Source organism: Erythrobacter sp., from assembly GCF_040217515.1.
GTDB lineage: Bacteria > Pseudomonadota > Alphaproteobacteria > Sphingomonadales > Sphingomonadaceae > Erythrobacter.
The window spans coordinates 109,246-125,592 of sequence record NZ_JAVJPT010000011.1 but is presented as its reverse complement, the minus strand read 5'-3'; the positions used below and the strand labels follow the sequence as shown (position 1 = coordinate 125,592).

16 protein-coding genes and 2 tRNA genes are annotated in these 16,347 nt (G+C 66.0%); 9 read left to right on the top strand and 9 right to left on the bottom strand.

The window, feature by feature from the left end; translation table 11 throughout:
• Positions 1-59: 59 nt before the first annotated feature.
• Positions 60-144, bottom strand: a tRNA-Leu gene (locus RIB52_RS12975).
• A gap of 172 nt (positions 145-316) precedes the next feature.
• Here RIB52_RS12975 and RIB52_RS12970 point away from each other — a divergent pair.
• The 4 genes from RIB52_RS12970 to RIB52_RS12955 all read left to right on the top strand — a co-directional run bounded on the left by RIB52_RS12970 (position 317) and on the right by RIB52_RS12955 (position 2,903).
• Complete coding sequence (locus RIB52_RS12970) at positions 317-562, top strand: hypothetical protein (protein ID WP_350176190.1); 246 nt, start codon at positions 317-319, stop codon at positions 560-562.
• 79 nt (positions 563-641) lie between these two features.
• Positions 642-956 (top strand): DUF3297 family protein, encoded by a 315-nt coding sequence (locus RIB52_RS12965; protein WP_350176188.1) that lies wholly within the window; start codon positions 642-644, stop codon positions 954-956.
• Positions 957-1,032: 76 nt separating this feature from the next.
• A complete protein-coding gene (gene der, locus RIB52_RS12960; RefSeq protein WP_350176186.1) occupies positions 1,033-2,427 on the top strand; it encodes a ribosome biogenesis GTPase Der in 1,395 nt (464 codons plus the stop codon).
• On the top strand, positions 2,424-2,903 hold the full coding sequence (locus RIB52_RS12955) for a DUF2721 domain-containing protein (RefSeq protein WP_350176184.1): 480 nt from the start codon (positions 2,424-2,426) through the stop codon (positions 2,901-2,903). The genes der and RIB52_RS12955 overlap by 4 nt, the downstream gene beginning before the upstream one ends.
• 6 nt (positions 2,904-2,909) lie before the next feature.
• Here the strand turns inward: RIB52_RS12955 and RIB52_RS12950 are convergent, their stop codons facing one another.
• The 6 genes from RIB52_RS12950 to RIB52_RS12925 all read right to left on the bottom strand — a co-directional run bounded on the left by RIB52_RS12950 (position 2,910) and on the right by RIB52_RS12925 (position 8,428).
• Positions 2,910-3,998, bottom strand: coding sequence for a hypothetical protein (locus RIB52_RS12950; protein ID WP_350176182.1), 1,089 nt, complete (start codon positions 3,996-3,998; stop codon positions 2,910-2,912).
• A 106-nt stretch (positions 3,999-4,104) separates the two neighbouring features.
• On the bottom strand, positions 4,105-4,569 hold the full coding sequence (locus tag RIB52_RS12945; RefSeq protein ID WP_350176180.1) for a hypothetical protein: 465 nt from the start codon (positions 4,567-4,569) through the stop codon (positions 4,105-4,107).
• Positions 4,570-4,821: 252 nt separating this feature from the next.
• Complete coding sequence (gene bfr, locus RIB52_RS12940; RefSeq protein ID WP_350176178.1) at positions 4,822-5,322, bottom strand: bacterioferritin; 501 nt, start codon at positions 5,320-5,322, stop codon at positions 4,822-4,824.
• Between the two features lie 157 nt (positions 5,323-5,479).
• Positions 5,480-5,671 (bottom strand): (2Fe-2S)-binding protein, encoded by a 192-nt coding sequence (locus RIB52_RS12935; protein WP_350176176.1) that lies wholly within the window; start codon positions 5,669-5,671, stop codon positions 5,480-5,482.
• A gap of 153 nt (positions 5,672-5,824) precedes the next feature.
• Positions 5,825-7,129 carry a DUF418 domain-containing protein gene (locus tag RIB52_RS12930; protein WP_350176174.1) on the bottom strand — a complete coding sequence of 435 codons (1,305 nt, stop codon included), beginning with the start codon at positions 7,127-7,129 and terminating at the stop codon, positions 5,825-5,827.
• A 174-nt stretch (positions 7,130-7,303) separates the two neighbouring features.
• Positions 7,304-8,428, bottom strand: coding sequence for an SPOR domain-containing protein (locus tag RIB52_RS12925; RefSeq protein ID WP_350176172.1), 1,125 nt, complete (start codon positions 8,426-8,428; stop codon positions 7,304-7,306).
• A gap of 296 nt (positions 8,429-8,724) precedes the next feature.
• Between RIB52_RS12925 and RIB52_RS12920 the strand changes: the two genes are divergently transcribed.
• From RIB52_RS12920 to RIB52_RS12910, 3 genes are read left to right on the top strand one after another with little or no spacing between them, the layout of a single operon-like run.
• The gene (locus RIB52_RS12920) at positions 8,725-9,444 is read left to right on the top strand and encodes an AAA family ATPase (RefSeq protein WP_291132932.1); all 720 of its coding nucleotides are present in this window, start codon (positions 8,725-8,727) and stop codon (positions 9,442-9,444) included.
• A gap of 16 nt (positions 9,445-9,460) precedes the next feature.
• Positions 9,461-10,135: a type II toxin-antitoxin system HicB family antitoxin gene (locus tag RIB52_RS12915; protein WP_350176169.1), complete on the top strand. Its 675-nt coding sequence runs from the start codon at positions 9,461-9,463 to the stop codon at positions 10,133-10,135.
• 58 nt (positions 10,136-10,193) lie between these two features.
• Positions 10,194-11,765, top strand: a complete 1,572-nt coding sequence (locus RIB52_RS12910) for a tetratricopeptide repeat protein (protein ID WP_350176167.1) — start codon at positions 10,194-10,196, stop codon at positions 11,763-11,765.
• A 76-nt stretch (positions 11,766-11,841) separates the two neighbouring features.
• Here RIB52_RS12910 and RIB52_RS12905 read toward each other — a convergent pair whose 3' ends face one another.
• A complete protein-coding gene (locus RIB52_RS12905) occupies positions 11,842-13,086 on the bottom strand; it encodes a dihydroorotase (RefSeq protein WP_350176165.1) in 1,245 nt (414 codons plus the stop codon).
• Positions 13,083-14,108, bottom strand: a complete 1,026-nt coding sequence (locus RIB52_RS12900; protein WP_350176163.1) for an aspartate carbamoyltransferase catalytic subunit — start codon at positions 14,106-14,108, stop codon at positions 13,083-13,085. Before RIB52_RS12900 ends, RIB52_RS12905 begins: the two co-directional genes overlap by 4 nt.
• 200 nt (positions 14,109-14,308) lie before the next feature.
• Between RIB52_RS12900 and sppA the strand changes: the two genes are divergently transcribed.
• Both sppA and RIB52_RS12890 read left to right on the top strand, forming a co-directional pair.
• Positions 14,309-16,195 carry a signal peptide peptidase SppA gene (gene sppA, locus RIB52_RS12895; protein WP_350176161.1) on the top strand — a complete coding sequence of 629 codons (1,887 nt, stop codon included), beginning with the start codon at positions 14,309-14,311 and terminating at the stop codon, positions 16,193-16,195.
• A gap of 77 nt (positions 16,196-16,272) precedes the next feature.
• Positions 16,273-16,347: transfer RNA gene (locus RIB52_RS12890), tRNA-Val, on the top strand.

The following is a 16,347-nucleotide window of genomic DNA, read 5'->3' as shown; positions in this document are numbered from 1 at the left end:
GGGTCGGTATCGAAGCCTTCTAGAGCAAAACGTGAATGCCGCGGGTGGCACGGGCGAACTGGTGCGGGCGAAGGGACTCGAACCCCCACATCTTGCGATACCAGAACCTAAATCTGGCGCGTCTACCAGTTCCGCCACGCCCGCGAGCCTGAACGAAGCCGCGCGGGAGACCCTACCGGCCCCCCGCGCGTATCAGCGCGCCTCTATCCCCTGCCGGGCGAAAGGGCAAGCTCTGCCTGATTCGCGGGGGATGCGCGTGCCGCTGCGGAACGCATCGCCCCGCGCGGCCATTGATCGGGGAAAGGAGAATGCCCCGATGGCAGACGACAGCAACGATCCGCGCAAACATCCGCGCGACTACGACGAACCGCGCACCCCCGAAGGCACGCCCCCCGTGGTCCAACCGGGCGAGGAGGGCAAGAAGAAGAAGACCGGGCGCGAACCGGACGACGCCGCGCGCAAAGGTCTCGAAAAGCGCCAGCGCGAGCGCGCGGATCACGAAGGTGCGGGCGAAGAAGAGCTCGACTCGATGCGGCCCGAAACGCTCTTCCCGCCCGACTGACACATCCGGCTCCAGTCGTCGGCCTCACGCCCTTTGCATATTGTAACCGCGCGCCCGCGCGATTAGGGGCGGCGCTGCCATGACAGACGAAACACCCGAAACCGGCACCCGGCCCGAGACAGGCGGCGACGTTCCGCCCGACCACCTCTCGGTCCATCCCGCGAGCCCGCATTTCAATGCCGAAGCGCTCCAGCGCGGCGTCGGCATCCGGTTCAAGGACCGTGTGCGCACGGATATCGAGGAATATTCGATCAGCGAAGGTTGGGTCCGGGTTCAGGCGGGCAAGACCGTCGACCGCAAGGGCAACCCGCTGACGATCAAGCTTTCCGGTCCGGTCGAGGCATGGTTCGAGGATCTCGGCGAAGGCGCCCCGGTGGCGAAGAAGGACGCCTGACGCACATCGTCCACGCCGCCATGCGCGGGACGCACCTTGCCAAGCCCCGGCCGAGCGGCCACTTGAGGCCGCAGCCATGAAACCGACAGTCGTCATCATCGGCCGGCCCAATGTCGGCAAGTCCACCCTGTTCAACCGGCTGGTGGGCAAGCGGCTCGCTTTGGTCGACGACCAGCCGGGCGTGACGCGCGATCGGCGCCTGGGCGATGCCGAGATCGCGGGGCTAAGCTTCACCGTCGTCGACACGGCCGGGTGGGAGGACGAGGACGACCTCTCGCTCCCGGGCCGCATGCGCAAGCAGACCGAAGCCAGCCTCGAAGGCGCCGATGCGGCGCTGTTCGTGGTCGATGCGCGCGCCGGGCTGACCCCGCTGGACACCGAAATCGCGCGCTATCTGCGCGAACACGACGTGCCCATTGTCCTCGTCGCCAACAAGGCCGAAGGCTCCGCGGGCGAAGCGGGCGTGCTCGAAGCCTATTCGCTGGGCCTGGGCGAACCGGTCGCGCTGTCGGCCGAGCATGGCGAGGGTGTCGCGGACCTTTTTGGCGGGCTTTGGCCGGTCATCGGCGCCAAGGCCGAGGCGGCCGAAGAGGATGCCGACACGCCGGACGAAGAAGACGAGGACGCGCCGCTCGGCCCGCTCAAGCTCGCCATTGTCGGCCGGCCCAATGCGGGCAAGTCAACGCTTATCAACCGCCTGCTGGGCGAGGACCGCCTGCTGACCGGTCCGGAAGCGGGAATAACGCGCGATTCCATCGCGATCGACTGGCACTGGACGGACCCGAAAACGCGCGATCTCCGCCAGGTGCGCCTGATCGATACGGCGGGCATGAGGAAAAAGCGCAATGTCACCGAGAAGCTCGAAAAGCTCTCGGTTGCCGATGCCCGCCGCGCGGTCGATTTCGCAGAGGTCGTCATCCTGCTGCTCGATGCGACGCAGGGCCTCGAACACCAGGATTTGAAGATTGCCTCCGCCGTGCTCGAGGAAGGGCGCGCGCTGATGGTGGCGATCAACAAGTGGGACGTGGCCGAAGATGCCAGCCGCCTGTTCAACGGGGTGCGCCGGGCCCTCGACGACGGACTTGCGCAGGTTCGCGGGCTCCCAGTGCTCGCGGTGAGCGCCAAGACGGGCAAGGGGCTCGACCCGATGATCGGGGCGGCATTCGAACTGCGCGACAGCTGGTCCAAGCGCGTGCCGACCGCTGCTCTCAATCGCTGGTTCGACGATGCGCTCGCCGCCAATCCCCCGCCCGCGCCCGGCGGCAAGCGGATCAAGCTGCGCTACATCACCCAGGCCGGAACACGCCCGCCGCGCTTCGTCGTATTCGGGACCCGGCTCGATGCCCTGCCCAAGAGCTACGAGCGTTACCTCGTCAATTCGATCCGCGACAATCTTGGCTTCGAGGCGGTCCCGGTGCGGGTCAACCTGCGTTCCCCGAAGAACCCCTTTGGCGCGGACAAGGCGCGATGAGCCCGCTTGACTTGCTCGCCGCGGCCCAGCCCTTCGCCTTCGACCTGCTCGAGCGCACCGCCTCGACCCCGCGCGTGCAGGCGGTGGTGCAGCAGAGCCTTGCGCCCGCCTTCCTGCTCGGCGCGATCGGGGCGATCATGAACGTCATCATGAGCCGCATGATCTGGATCGCCGGGCGGATCGAACGGATCGAGGAAATGGGCGAAGAGGCGCACACCGAACGCTGCCGGCGCGAACTCCAATGGCTTTCCCGCAGGCGTCGCAGCGCCCAACGCGCAATCAGCTTCGCCACCGCCGCTGCGGTCAATATCAGCCTCGTGATCGGCTTCGGCTTTCTCGCCGCCTATATCGAGGCGAAGATCGGCAGCCTGATCGCGTTTTTGTGGGTGCTGACCATGGTGCTGCTGGTGACGGGCCTCGTCCACTTCCTCCACGAGACGCGGCTCGCGGCGATGGGTTTCGGCAAGGGCGACTGAGCGAGGTCAGCCCTGCTTATCGGCCCATGACCCGAAGGCCTGGCACCGGGTTTCGGTCCAGTCGAGGATCCTTTCGCCGCGCTCGTCGGGTGTACCCTCGAAGGAAGCGAAATCGGCGTAAGTGAGGAACTGCTTGTGGCAGCCATGCCAGCCTTGTGGTGCACCGGAGCACGCGCTCAATAGGTTGCCATTATCGATAGTGACGAAAACCTTTGCTGCGTCAGTCACCGTTAAGCCCATGCTTTCCTTCACGTCTTTCGCAAAAGTACCAACCTCAGGGAACCAAATTCCAGCCGATACCCAGGCACCGCAATCCGAAATGATCCGGTTTGCCCAACGACACGCATAAATCATGCCTTCAGAGCATTCGGGCGCAGCCGAATATGTTGTTTGATGGGCATGATCGCCGATACAACGAGCGCGCTCGAGCATCTCGTTCGCGAGACAATATATCTGAAGCCCATCGGCTATGAACAATTCTGCCGCCGCCATCGCGCGGGCGCTCGGATAAGTCGTGTTCATGTACTGCTCCTCCAGGAATTGCTCGAACGATTGGGCAAGGGCCCTCGCATGACTATCGGTATCCATCTCCCGCGTGGCCCGGCACAATTCCCGCGCGACATGCGACCAGCGCAGCGCTTTCAGATCGCGCTCGGGAGCCTTGGTATAGTGAGTGACGAAGGCGACTTTCGGCTCCAGCCGGACGGTCGAAGGCCGTTTATCGGACTGTGAATTCTGCCAATCCCGATAGGCCTCGATCTGTTCGGCCGTCGCAGGACAGCCGACCTTGTTCTCGCAGACCATCCACGGCCAGTCGGCGAGCCAGAACACCATGTCCGGACGACCTTGCTCACCCGCATGGAACTGGGTCTGGATACGCAGCCCGTGCCTTTGGATCGCAGCGCGGACCGGCTCTGCATCCTGTTTCGCCAGAAAGGCGAGGACCTGTGCGGCCTTGGCCGGGTCCGCTTCGACGAGCGCTCGCAGGGCCGCCGCCATGCATTCCGTGAGCCAATCCTCCAGAGGCTCTCGATCGCGTTTGTCGCCCTCGCGGATACGGGGGCGATAGGCGTAAAGATCGCTGAACAGTGCCATCTTGCCTCCCTGATCGGCATGGGAAGCATACGAAAAAACTGACGCGGACAACAAGAACGGGCGGAGCATCGCTGCCCCGCCCGCTGTCTGGACCGGCTTCAGCCGATCACATCGTCATCTTGAGCTCGCGCAGCATATAGGTGCCCTGGATTTTGCGGATCTTGTTGTAGACCTCGCGCACCGTCTCGTTCGAGCTTTCCATATTGGCTTCGCCCCACGCTTCCATGAATTCCATGTAGCGCTCCTTGTTCGGGGTCAGCGCCTCGTCATTGGCGAAGCGGATGGTGAGCACCAGGTTGAACTCGCCTTCGCCGTAGGGCACGCCATAGATGCCGTAGCCTTTGACATAGCCCATTTCCTTCTGGACCTCGTTGGCCTTGACCCAGGTCTGTTTCAGCCCTTCGAGATAGGTGTCGAGCTGGCCTTCCTCGACCTTGACCAGCGTCATCTCGATGACCTCTTCGGACGGCTCGTAATCCTCGTAGACCTGCAATTGCGCCGCGGCCGGGGCGGCGGCGGCGAAGCCGATGGCGGCCATGCCCGCAGCAAGCATCGTGGTAATTCGGTTCATGTGCATCTCCATTTTTCGGTCCAGGCCGGACGCGCAAATGCGCCGGCCACCGGGGCGACCCGAACAATGGAAGCTGCCGGTTTAGTGAGAGGCGCGACCCTCTTAGTTAATCCCCCGCGCCTTTCGCTCCCGCGCGGGACCCTGCGCCGCCGGGCGCTTCGTGTCAATTCAGATGGACACAAAAGGGCCCGCTGCCGCATATGCGGCGCAGACCTTTCGCAAGTCGATGCAGCGGAGCAATGCAGCGGCGCGTTACTTGCCCGCGCCGGTTTCACCCTCGCCTGCCGGCGCACTTTGCAACTGGCAGTAATTTTCCAGCCCCATGCGCTCGATCATGTCGAACTGGGTTTCGAGGAAATCGACATGCTCTTCCTCGTTGGCGAGGATGTCCTCGAAGATCTGGCCGGAGGTGAAATCCTTGACCTCCTGGCAATAGGCCGCCGCTTCCTGCAACAGCGGAATCGCCTCGTGCTCGAGCGCAAGGTCGGCCTTGAGGATTTCATCGACCGATTCGCCGACCTTGAGCTTGTGGATCGCCTGGAAATTGGGAAGCGCGTTCAGGAACAGGATCCGTTCGGCCAGCCGGTCGGCGTGCTGCATTTCTTCGATCGATTCGTGGCGCTCGTAAGCGGCGAGCTTGTGAATACCCCAATCGGCGAGCACACGATAATGCAGCCAGTACTGGTTGATTGCAGTCAGCTCGTTGGTGAGCGCCTTGTTCAGGAACTCGACGACTTTCGGATCGCCCTTCATGGCGCGTTTCCCCTTTATATGCGCCGAATGATCGGCGGCCCCTGTTCATAACGCAGAGCCATATGGGGCGAAAAACGACGCTTTACAAGCGGTAGGGGTGAGATTTTCCGTTGCAAATCAGTGTTTTGCAATCCACTCGCAATAGCGGCGGGCCGGTTCAGATTGCGACTTTGTCGCAAGCCGTCAAGGCGCGTTCCTGTTCGATGATTTTCCCTGCTTCGCCAAGGCACTGGCCGCAATTGGGACGCTTGCCCAGCGTCGCGTAAGCAGCCTCGGCATCGCCGGAACAACCGAGCGCGGCACGGCGCAGGTCGTCTTCGCGGATTGCGTTGCAGATGCAGATATACATGCGAAGAACCTCTCCTGCGAGTCGTTTGCATCACCAACCTATGCGATCCATTCTCAATAGCAAGGGAATTGTTTTCGCACTCACCTGTCGGCGCTGCGATGCTACCGCCCGGTGCGCGCCTTCAAAGGCGCATCCAGGCCCCGCACGCTGGGATTATCGCTTGAGCGCAAACACCTGCCCATAAGTGAGGCAGCGCCACAGCCATTCGAGCGGGCCGTAGCGATAGCGTTCGAGCCAAGGCTTGGACCACGCCAGCATAAGGACCCATGCCAGCGCGACCACGATGTAAAGCTGCGGACGGTTCAGCGCGCCAAACAGGCCGAGCGCCCAGCCGTGAAACACGAACAGCATGACAATCGACGTGCCGAGGTAATTGCTGAACGCCGCGCGGCCTGCGGCGCGCACACGCTCGGCCAGCCCCCCTGTCCATCGCGGCGAATACTCGATCATCAATGCGGCCAGGCCGAGCACCATCAGCAGCCGCGGCATGGGGCTCCAGCCGACAAAGGCGGCGAGAGTGGAATAATAGGTGAAGCCGGCTTCCTGCACGAACAGGCCGATTGCAAGATGCGCCGCACCGCCCACGATGACCCCGGACCAGCCCCAGAATCGCATCCGGCGCGAATCGAAAGCCCCGCTGAAAAAGCCGAAGCGGTAAAGCGCGACGCCAAGGAACATCAGCGGCAATGTCTCGAGCCCGAAGAGGAAGACGTTTGTCAGCGGGTCCGACCAATGTTCCGCCGCCTTGTGCGCGACCAGTCCGAAATAATCGCCCGATTGCTTGAGCCGTGTGTGAATCGCATTGTCCGCGATGTCGCTCGCCTTGCCCTCGGCAAGTTCGGTTCGCATCTCGGCGAAGTCCTCGTCCTGTCCGGCGGGCGTATCCGCGACGAGATAGGGAAAGCTCAGCATCGCGGCATACAGCAGGGCGCCGAAGACATAGCCGACCAACCCGATCCAGAGCTGCGCTTTCGCGCTCCAGCGCAGGCACGGCACCACGACGAAGCCGACAACCGCGTAATAGAACAGGATATCGCCATACCAGATGAGGTAGAAATGAATCATGCCGAACAGCATGAGGACGAACAATCGCCACATCTGCCGCCAGCGCGTTCCCCCGCGTGCCCAGACGCGCTCCATGAACAGATAGAGCCCCGCGCCGAACAGCAGGGTGAACAGGCCGCGCATCTTGCCGTCGACAAGGATGAATTGCCCGATCCACATCCAGTCGGCCGCTTGACCGTGGCCGGTCAGGAATTCGTTCGGATACATGTAGGCGGAAAAAGGCTGGCCGAACGCGACGATATTGGCTGCGAGGATCCCCATGACCGCGATGCCGCGGATGAAATCGAGGCTTTCTATGCGCTCGGACGTCGCGACCGGGGCCAGATCGGCCTGCGCGGGATCGGGCATCGTTCCCGCTGCCGCCGCGCTGTGCGCCCCGGCGCCTGATGCCATGCTGCTCACCACCGACCGATCCCCCACGACGCTACCGTCAGATCGACGAGCTTAGCAGGAAGCGGCCCGGTTGGAAGTCCCCGCGTTCCGGGCGATCTGCTAACCCGGCCGGGGCAATCGCCCTGCGGCCGGATTGTCGCAGCCCGAACCGGCGCAGCGGACCGAACCCCGGCCTTATGAGCGCGGCGCGGCGACGATGCAGGCCTGGCCTTCGCGCTTCAGCGCGGAACAGGCGGCCTGCGCCTCGGAGCGGCTGGCAAAGCCGACGGCCTGCAACTTCGTAACCCGCCCGGCCGGAACGAGCGCGCGATCCGTGCCCGCGAGCGCCGGATTGGATGACATTTTCGACCACAGTCGCTCGGCATTGCCGGGCACGCCGAACGCCCCGAGTTGCACGCGCCATTCTCCGCGCGGGCGAGCGGCGGTCTCGACCCGCGCGGGCCGCGTCGTGCCAGCTTGGGCGATGCGGGCAGGTGCGCGGCGGGCGGGGACGGGCTCGGTCGCACGCTGCGGCGCGGGCGGCGATTGAGCGGCCGCGACAAGAACCGGCGCGGGGCCAGGTTCGCGGGCAGGCTTCGGGTCAGTCCCGGCATCGGTCATGACTGCGGGCGCGCTCGCCCCGCGCGGTGCGGGCGAAGAACCGGATGGAGCGCCCGCACCGAGATCGGCCGCGGCAAGCCGGGCAGCACGACGCCGGGCGGATTCGGCTTCGAGCGTGCGCGCGAGAAGCTGCGCCTCCTGCTTCTGTTGCTCGGGGACGTAACGGTCCATCTGGGCAAGCGCGTCGGTCGCCTGCGGCAGGCCCTGCGAACGCGCCAGTGTGAGCAGCGCGTAGGCACGCACCCAGTCCTTTTGCGCATAATCGGCGTTGAAATGGGCTAGCCCGAGAACATACTGCGCGCGCGGGTCGCCGCGATCGGCCGCGTCGCGGATGAGCGGCATGGCACTGTCCTGATCGCCCTGCTGGAACAGGAGCAGGCCGTAATTGTCCGCGGCCTTCACATGACCCTTGCGAGCCGCCTCGGCATAAAGATCACGCGCCCGGGCAAGGTCGCCCTCTACCCCGCGCCCCAGCCGGTAGGCCTGGGCGAGATTGAACAGCGCGTCGGGATCGCCATTCGCCGCAGGCCCCCGCCATTCGGCAACGGCACTGTCGTAATCGCCCGCGCTCCAGGCATCGACCCCGGCCTTGACATCGGCAAGAGCCGGAGCGGCGATAAACGCAAGCGCCGCTGCGAGCGCACCGAGAACGGCGCGGCCAAGTGCGGTGCGGGCGGTGAGACGGGTGTGCGTGGTCATGGCAATTCCTTGCATTTCCGACATCGTATGGCTCGGGTCAGCGGTGTGGCCTCCGCGCGCGCTTGCGACGCACGCTTCGTCCGTCGGCAGGAAAGCATAGTGAACGAAGCGTTAGGATTTCGTTTCCACCCTGCCGCCGGGATTGCACGGGCGAACCGCAGGATAACTCTCCGCCAGCTCGGGCCGCTTCGGCAGGCAGGCATATTAACTCAAAATTAGGGGTATCCTGCGAAGCCTGCTCGCATCCCGCCGCCAAAGCGCGGCACCAAACGGTTTGAATCCAGGGGGACCGAGCGTTGCGTGTACTCGCTTTGGCATCGCAGAAAGGCGGATCGGGGAAGACCACCCTGTCCGGACATCTCGCCGTCCAGGCCCAGCGCGCAGGCGCCGGACCGGTCGTGCTCATCGACATCGATCCGCAAGGCTCGCTGGCCGACTGGTGGAACGAGCGCGAAGCGGAATATCCCGCCTTCGCCCAGACCACGGTCTCGCGGCTCGCCAATGATCTGCAGGTGTTGCGCCAGCAGGGCTTCAAGCTGGCGGTGATCGACACGCCGCCCGCGATCACCATGGCGATCCAGTCGGTGATCGGTGTCGCCGAACTGATCGTCGTGCCGACCCGTCCCTCCCCGCACGACCTGCGCGCCGTCGGCGCGACGGTCGACCTCTGCGAACGCGCGGGCAAGCCGCTGGTCTTCGTGGTCAATGCCGCGACGCCCAAGGCGAAGATCACCTCCGAAGCCGCCGTTGCGCTGTCGCAGCACGGCACCGTCGCACCGATCACGCTCCACCACCGCACCGATTTCGCCGCCTCGATGATCGACGGCCGCACCGTTATGGAAGTCGATCCCGAAAGCCGCAGCGCTGCCGAGATCACGGCGCTGTGGAAATACATCAACGACCGGCTGGAGAAGAACTTCCGCCGCACCGTCTTCGCCGCCGCCCCGAACGGGCAGGTGCCGGCGAACGGCGTCCAGCGTCCGGCCGGCGGTTTCGGCCGTCGGGTCGCGCAGTAAGGAGCCGCGAGGGGCCATGTCCGAAGCTGGTTTCGCCTCGCTCGGTCCGACCCTGCTCGCGCGCAAGGGCGGCGCCAAGCCCGCCATGCGCCCGCAGCTCACGCCGCTTGCGCACAGTCCCGAGGAAATGGCCGCGCTCGCCGACGAACAGCTGGAGGATCTCGGCTGGAACGACATGGGCGAGGACGATTCGACCGAGAGCAAGGGCGCGGACATCGTGCCGATCCGCTCGCAGGGCACGGGCGAGGCGGGCGAAGACTCCTCGCGCAGCCCCGTCGTGAGGCGGCAGCAGAAACACCTGCTCGATCGCGTCCTGGCCGATGCCGCGATGGACGGATCCGACGGCGAGCTGGGCGTGGAAGAGGATCTTTCCGCGCGCTATTTCGCGGATACCGAAGACGCATCCGCCGCGGACGGTTCCGTCGCACACGACACCGCGGAAAACGACACCGCCGCGCGGGAAATCCAGCTCTCGAAGCCGCGAAAGACCGGGCGCAAGGCCGCTGTTCGCCCGGCGGGCAAGCGCGCCGCATTCACGCTGCGGCTCGACACCGAACGCCATCTCAAGCTGCGGCTTGCCGCGACGATGCAGGGCGTCAGCGCCCAGGCGCTCGTGACCGAGGCGCTCGATGCGATGCTGGCCGAATTCGAGGAACTCGATGCCCTCGCCGCCCGTGTGCGGCGCGGCTGACCGAGACGACAGCCACTCAAACGCGAACCGAACCAACAGGACCTACAGGGGAAAAATCATGGATCGCACCGCCTTCATCCGCACGAAGGGTCCAAAGATCGGACCAAGGGTCGGATTCGTCGTCACCACCGCGCTGGTAAGCGCCGCGCTGGCGGGCTGCTCCACGACCGGTGCGCCGCCCGCCGCGACGTCCTTTTCCAAGGCGCAGGTCGCGCTCGAAAAGGGCGATGCGCAAAAAGCGATCGCCCATGCCGAAGCCGCTGTGCTCGCCGAACCGCGCGATCCGGCCTTTCGCGCCATGCTGGGCGCGGCCTATCTCGAGAACGGCCGTTTCGAAAGCGCTGCAACGAGCTTCGGCGATGCGCTCGCGCTCGGCCACGAGGACCCGCGCACCGTACTGAGCTTCGCTCTCGCCAGCATCGCGAACGGGGATGCAAGGACTGCCGTGGCCACATTGCGCGAATGGGAGAATGCGATTCCCGACGACGACCTCGGCCTCGCCTATGCGCTGGCCGGACAGCCCGAACGCGGCATCCACGTGCTGACCAATGCAGTTCGCGCCGGGCTTTCCACGCCCAAGGCGCGGCAGAACCTCGCCTATACTTACGCGCTTGCCGGGAATTGGCGCGCGGCTCGGGTAATGGCGGCCGAGGACGTGCCCGCAGACCAGCTCGATACGCGCCTGTCCGAATGGGCCGCAACCGCCGCCCCGGAAAACTATCGCGCGCGGGTTGCGAACCTCCTGCGCGTGACGCCGGCGGCCGATGACGGCTTGCCCGCAATGTTGGCCCTGTCGAATTTCCCGAGCCAGGAACAGATGATGGCCGAGGCCGCCGCGAGCATCCCGGCGCCGGAAAAGCGCGCCGGGGCGAGCGAGAGCGAAACGTTCGCCTTCGCAAAGGGCGAATTCGGCGCGGTCGAAACGGTCGATCCGACCCCTTCGCGGGTCGCCGCCGACCAACCGAAGACCATCTCCCGGCCGAACCCTTCGGTGAAGCCTGCGCCGCGCGTCTCGGAAAAGGTCGCAGCCGCCGCCATCGACGCCGAGGCATCGGCCAAGGCCGCAAGTGCGAAGGATACTGGCGTGAAGGATCCGGGCGCGAAGGATGCGCGGCCAGCGACGAAGCCTGCGGTCGAGCCTGTCGTGAAGCCCGCCGCCGAGCCCGCTCAACGGATCGCCGCCGCGCGCACTCCGCGCTTCGTGTCGAACCCGGTGGTGCAGCCCGTTGCCGCGGCCAAGCCTGCTCCAAAGCGTATCGCGCCAAACGCCTCGCAGGCGCGCATGGCCGCGACGGCAAAGGAGAGCGCGCCCAGTCGGCCCACTGGCGGGGCCGACACGCATCTCGTCCAGCTCGGCAGCTGGGGCAGCCACGATGCGGCCAAGCAGGGCTGGACCAAGCTCAAGCGCAAGTTCCCGCAGCTGGGCGGTCACGACGTCGTGATCACCGAGGCGCTGGTCAATGGAAAGACCTATTTCCGGGTCGCGGCGGCAGGCTTCGGCCTGTCGGATGCGCGCAGCATGTGCCGCTCGGTAAAACAGGGCGGCGGCGGCTGCTTCGCCTACGCCAAGACAAACCCGCCTGCGGGCGCTGTGGATCGCGGCGTGCGGATCGCGGCGCGCACCGACTAGGCCAGCGTAACATGATCGGGAGCCAATAAGCCCCCGGACGCGCGATACGCATTCGGGGGCTTCGCTTATCGGGTGCTTACGGCTTCGCGCCACCCACGCGGACCCCGCCTTTCAGCAGCATCCGCACCCGGCCCTGCGCCCCCTGGCGGTCGAACGGGGTGTTGTCGGCCGTCGCCTCCATCTTGCGACGGTCGATCACCCACGGTGCATCCGGGTCGATCAGCGCGATATCCGCCTCGCTCCCCCTCTTGAGGACCCCCGCAGGTGCGCCGAGCAGCCGCGCAGGATTGGCGGCGAGCAGTTCGAAAGCCCGCTCGATGCGGATCACGCCGTCCCGCACGAGGTTCAGCGTCATGGCGAGCAACGTCTCCGCCCCCGCCATTCCCGGCGCAGCATCGGCGAAGGGCAAACGCTTGTCTTCGGGACCGCGCGGGTCGTGGCTGCTGGCAATGACATCAACCACGCCTTCGCCGATTGCCGCGCGCGCGGCGGCGCGGTCGGCCTCGCTGCGCAGTGGCGGGGAAAGGCGGGTGAAAGTGCGAAAATCGGCCGTCGCAAGGTCGGACAGCATGAAATGCGCAGGGCTTATCCCGCAAGTCACGCCGAGCCCCCGCCCCTTGGCCTCACGCACAAGGTCGAAACCGCGCGCGGTCGTTACCTGTCTGATATGAAGCCGCGCGCCCGCCATTTCGGCGAGCGCCAGGTCGCGCGCGATCGCTAGCGCCTCTGCCTCTGCCGGAGCGGCGGGCAGGCCCAGCCGGGTCGCGATCTCGCCCGCGGTGGCGGCGGCGCCTCCGGCAAGACCCTCATCCTCGGCATGGCTGACCACGACGAGGTCTAGCATGGCGGCATATTGCAGCAGGCTCAGCATAACGCCGCTATCGGCAATCCAGCGCCGCCCGGTGGCGATGCCGCGCGCGCCCGCTTCCTTCATCAGTGCGATCTCGGCGAGTTCACTGCCTTCGAGCCCGCGCGTCGCGGCGGCGAGCGGGTGGACCCACAGGTCGGGCTTGCCGCTCTTGGCGATGTAGCCGACCCGGCTCGGCAGGTCGAGCGGCGGCGACTGGTCGGGCATCAGGGCAGCGCGGGTTATGCCGCCGAAATGAAAGGCCGGCTTGTCGACTGCGAAAACGCCGAGATCGACCAGACCGGGCGCCACCAGCAGGCCGCGCGCCTCGATCACCTCGTCGCCCTCCTGCGCTTTGACATCCGGGCCGAGCGCCTCGATGCGACCGCCCTCGAGCCGCAGCGCACCGTCGGCGATTCCCGAAGGCGTGACCAGCCTGCCGCCGGTGATCGTAACGGGGCACGCCTGTTTCACGCCTGCGTCTCCCACCCCTCGACCCCGCGCGCGGCCCGCGTGAGGATGTCGAGGCAAGCCATGCGGATCGCGACGCCCATTTCGACCTGCCGCGTCACCAGCGATCGGCCCGCAAGATCGGCGACCTCGCTGTCGATTTCGACCCCGCGGTTCATCGGGCCCGGATGCATGACGAGCAGGTCGCTCGCGGCGCGCTTAAGCCGTTTTGCCGTGAGACCGTAACGATGGCGGTATTCGCGCGCCGAGGGGATGAACTGCCCCGCCATACGCTCGGATTGGAGGCGCAGCATCATGACGACATCGCTCCCCTCGAGTGCAGCATCGAAATCGTCGAAAACTTGCGCTCCCATCGCCTCGATACCCGCCGGCATCAGCGCAGGCGGGGCGCACAGGCGGACCGTGGCTCCGAGGGCCTGCAGACAGAGCAGCGAAGAGCGCGCGACCCGGCCGTGCAGGATGTCGCCGCAGATGGTGATCGTGCGCCCGGTGAAATCCTCGCTCGCCTCACCCCGCTCCGCCAGCGCATGGCGCAGTGCAAGCGCATCGAGCAGGGCCTGCGTGGGGTGTTCGTGACTGCCGTCGCCTGCATTGAGAACGGGGCAGTCAACCTTGTCGGCGATAAGCTGCGTCGCCCCGGAAGAGCCGTGCCGGATCACGATCGCATCGGCCCGCATCGCGTTCAGCGTGATCGCGGTATCGATCAAAGTCTCGCCCTTCTTGAGGCTCGATGTCGCGGCCACCATGTTGACCACATCCGCCCCCAGCCGCTTGCCCGCGATCTCGAAGGACAAGAGCGTGCGGGTCGAATTCTCGAAGAAAGCGTTTATGATCGTGAGGCCGGAAAGCAGCTCGGCATGTTTTGAACGCTGGCGGTTCAGCTCGACCCAGCGCTGCGCCTGGTCGAGGATATAGAGAACTTCGTGCCGTTCGAGCTGGCCGATGCCGGTAAGGTCCCGGTGCGGAAACGCCGCCCGCCCTGCCGGAAAGCGGTCCTCAGGCGGCGAAGGAGGCAGCGTTGTCATTGCAGACAACGCCCTTAGTCGAGCGTGATGCGCCGCTCAACCCATCAGCCGCGCGCTTTCCCATGGAATCCGGCACGCTGGCGCATTACGTATGACAGCAGCCAATCCAAAAGAACCGGCCTTGACGCGGCCCCCGACCCTCTTGGCGCGGGGGCGGCGGTCCGGGGGCGGGAAACCAATGACGCAGCAAAGGGCCGTATATGAGTTTCGTGGGCAAGATCTGGAAAGTCCTGGTCGGGATCAAGGACGGTCTCGTCCTCGCTTTCATGCTGCTGTTCTTCGTCGCTTTGTTCGCCGCCCTTTCGGCCAGCCCGAATCCCGGCCAGGTCCGCGAAGGCGCGCTGTATGTCGACCTTGCCGGCTTCGTGGTCGAGGAACGCTCCCCGGTCGATCCCATCACCGCGATCATCAGCGGCCAGGCGCCGGTCAAGGAATTCCAGGCCCGCGATCTCGTGCGCGCGCTCGATGCGGCGGCGGGCGATGAACGCGTCAAGGCGGTGGTGTTCGACCTCACCATGTTCGCCGGCGGCGGGCAGGTTCACCTGCAGGAGATCGGCGAGGCTATCGAGCGCGTGAAGCAGGCGGACAAGCCGGTTTTCACCTATGCCCTCGCCTATGCCGACGATCATCTCCAGCTCGCCTCCCATGCAAGCGAGGTGTGGGTCGATCCCATGGGCGGTGCGCTGGTCAGCGGACCCGGCGGCTCGAACCTCTATTACGCCGACTTGCTCGAGCGCCTGAGCATCAATGCCCGCATCTACCGCGTGGGCGAATTCAAGTCGGCGGTCGAACCGTTCGAGCGCAATTCGATGTCGGAGCAGGCGCGCGAAAACCTCGCGGCGCTCTACGGCGCGCTGTGGGAAGAGTGGAAGGCGACCGTCAAGACCGCCCGCCCCGCCGCCGAGATCGAGCGGGTCACAAGCGATCCCGTGGCGTGGATCGAAGGATCGGCGGGCGACCTTGCCGATGCCGCGCTCGATGCGAAACTGGTCGACCGGCTCGGCACGAAGGCCGAATTCGGCGCGCGCGTGGCCGAAGTGGCGGGCACGGATCGCTGGAACAAGCGGCCCGGCGCCTTCGCCAAGAGCGATTACTCGGCCTATCTTGCCGACACCGCGCCGGGCCGGACAGGCAAGGCGATCGGCGTTGTCACGGTCGCGGGCAATATCGTCGATGGCGATGCCGGGCCGGGCACGGCCGGGGGCGAGCGTATCGCGGACCTGCTCGACGACGCGCTGGACGATGACCTTGCCGGACTCGTCGTGCGCGTCAATTCGCCCGGCGGCTCCGCGCTCGCCTCGGACCGTATCCGGACCGCCGTGCAGCGCTACCGCGACAAGGGTATGCCGGTTGCCGTTTCCTTCGGCAATGTCGCGGCAAGCGGGGGCTACTGGGTCGCGACGGCGGGCGACCGCATCTTCGCCCAGCCCGAGACGATCACCGGCTCGATCGGGGTCTTCGCCGTGCTGCCCACCTTCGAGGATGCGGCGGCGCGGATCGGGGTCAATGCCGACGGGTTCCGCACCACGCCCCTGTCGGGCCAGCCCGACGTGATCGCCGGGCTGACGCCCGAGGTCGACAGCATCCTGCAGGCTTCGATCGGCGACAGCTACCGCGACTTCATCACGCTCGTCTCGAAATCGCGCGGTCTTTCGGTCGAGCGGGTCGATCAAATCGCACAGGGCCGCGTGTGGGACGGCGGTACGGCTCGCCAGATTGGCCTCGTAGACCAATTCGGCGGGCTTGAGGACGCGCTCGCATGGGTCGCCGCCAAGGCCGAAATAGAGGAAGGCGATTGGCATCCGCGCTATCTTGGCGAGACCGCGCCGCGGTACGATTCGCTGATCCGCCGGCTCGTCACGCAGACCGCCGCGCCCGCGCCTGTTGCAGCCGAGGGCGACCTGTTCGCGCAGGCTGCGCGCCAGCGCGAGGGGCTGGTCGCCCGCCTCGCCGCCGATGCCGAACGCCTGTCGGGCACGCGCGGGGTGCAGGCCCATTGCCTTGCCTGTCCGGACGAAGCGCCGCCCGTTTCCTCGCGCGGGGCGAAGGGCTGGGGCGAGGTCATCGCGCGCATCGTCGGAAAGTGACCCCGCCGCCCAAGGCAATGCTTGCCAAGCTGGCGGACAGCCAGTAAAGGCGCGCCCCTGTCCGCACACCGCCGGACGGGCGCGTAGCTCAGTGGTAGAGCACACCCTTCACACGGGTGGGGTCGCAAGTTCAATCCTTGCCGCGCCCACCA

What these genes read in the sequence shown, in the direction of transcription:
- RIB52_RS12935 (WP_350176176.1), bottom strand. Translation starts at nt 5,671, where the DNA reads ATGTATATCTGCATCTGCAACGCAATCCGCGAAGACGACCTGCGCCGT.
- RIB52_RS12900 (WP_350176163.1), bottom strand. Translation starts at nt 14,108, where the DNA reads ATGACAACGCTGCCTCCTTCGCCGCCTGAGGACCGCTTTCCGGCAGGG.
- RIB52_RS12945 (WP_350176180.1), bottom strand. Translation starts at nt 4,569, where the DNA reads ATGAACCGAATTACCACGATGCTTGCTGCGGGCATGGCCGCCATCGGC.
- RIB52_RS12950 (WP_350176182.1), bottom strand. Translation starts at nt 3,998, where the DNA reads ATGGCACTGTTCAGCGATCTTTACGCCTATCGCCCCCGTATCCGCGAG.
- der (WP_350176186.1), top strand. Translation starts at nt 1,033, where the DNA reads ATGAAACCGACAGTCGTCATCATCGGCCGGCCCAATGTCGGCAAGTCC.
- RIB52_RS12930 (WP_350176174.1), bottom strand. Translation starts at nt 7,129, where the DNA reads ATGGCATCAGGCGCCGGGGCGCACAGCGCGGCGGCAGCGGGAACGATG.
- RIB52_RS12915 (WP_350176169.1), top strand. Translation starts at nt 9,461, where the DNA reads ATGTCCGAAGCTGGTTTCGCCTCGCTCGGTCCGACCCTGCTCGCGCGC.
- sppA (WP_350176161.1), top strand. Translation starts at nt 14,309, where the DNA reads ATGAGTTTCGTGGGCAAGATCTGGAAAGTCCTGGTCGGGATCAAGGAC.
- RIB52_RS12925 (WP_350176172.1), bottom strand. Translation starts at nt 8,428, where the DNA reads ATGACCACGCACACCCGTCTCACCGCCCGCACCGCACTTGGCCGCGCC.
- RIB52_RS12910 (WP_350176167.1), top strand. Translation starts at nt 10,194, where the DNA reads ATGGATCGCACCGCCTTCATCCGCACGAAGGGTCCAAAGATCGGACCA.
- RIB52_RS12965 (WP_350176188.1), top strand. Translation starts at nt 642, where the DNA reads ATGACAGACGAAACACCCGAAACCGGCACCCGGCCCGAGACAGGCGGC.
- bfr (WP_350176178.1), bottom strand. Translation starts at nt 5,322, where the DNA reads ATGAAGGGCGATCCGAAAGTCGTCGAGTTCCTGAACAAGGCGCTCACC.
- RIB52_RS12970 (WP_350176190.1), top strand. Translation starts at nt 317, where the DNA reads ATGGCAGACGACAGCAACGATCCGCGCAAACATCCGCGCGACTACGAC.
- RIB52_RS12955 (WP_350176184.1), top strand. Translation starts at nt 2,424, where the DNA reads ATGAGCCCGCTTGACTTGCTCGCCGCGGCCCAGCCCTTCGCCTTCGAC.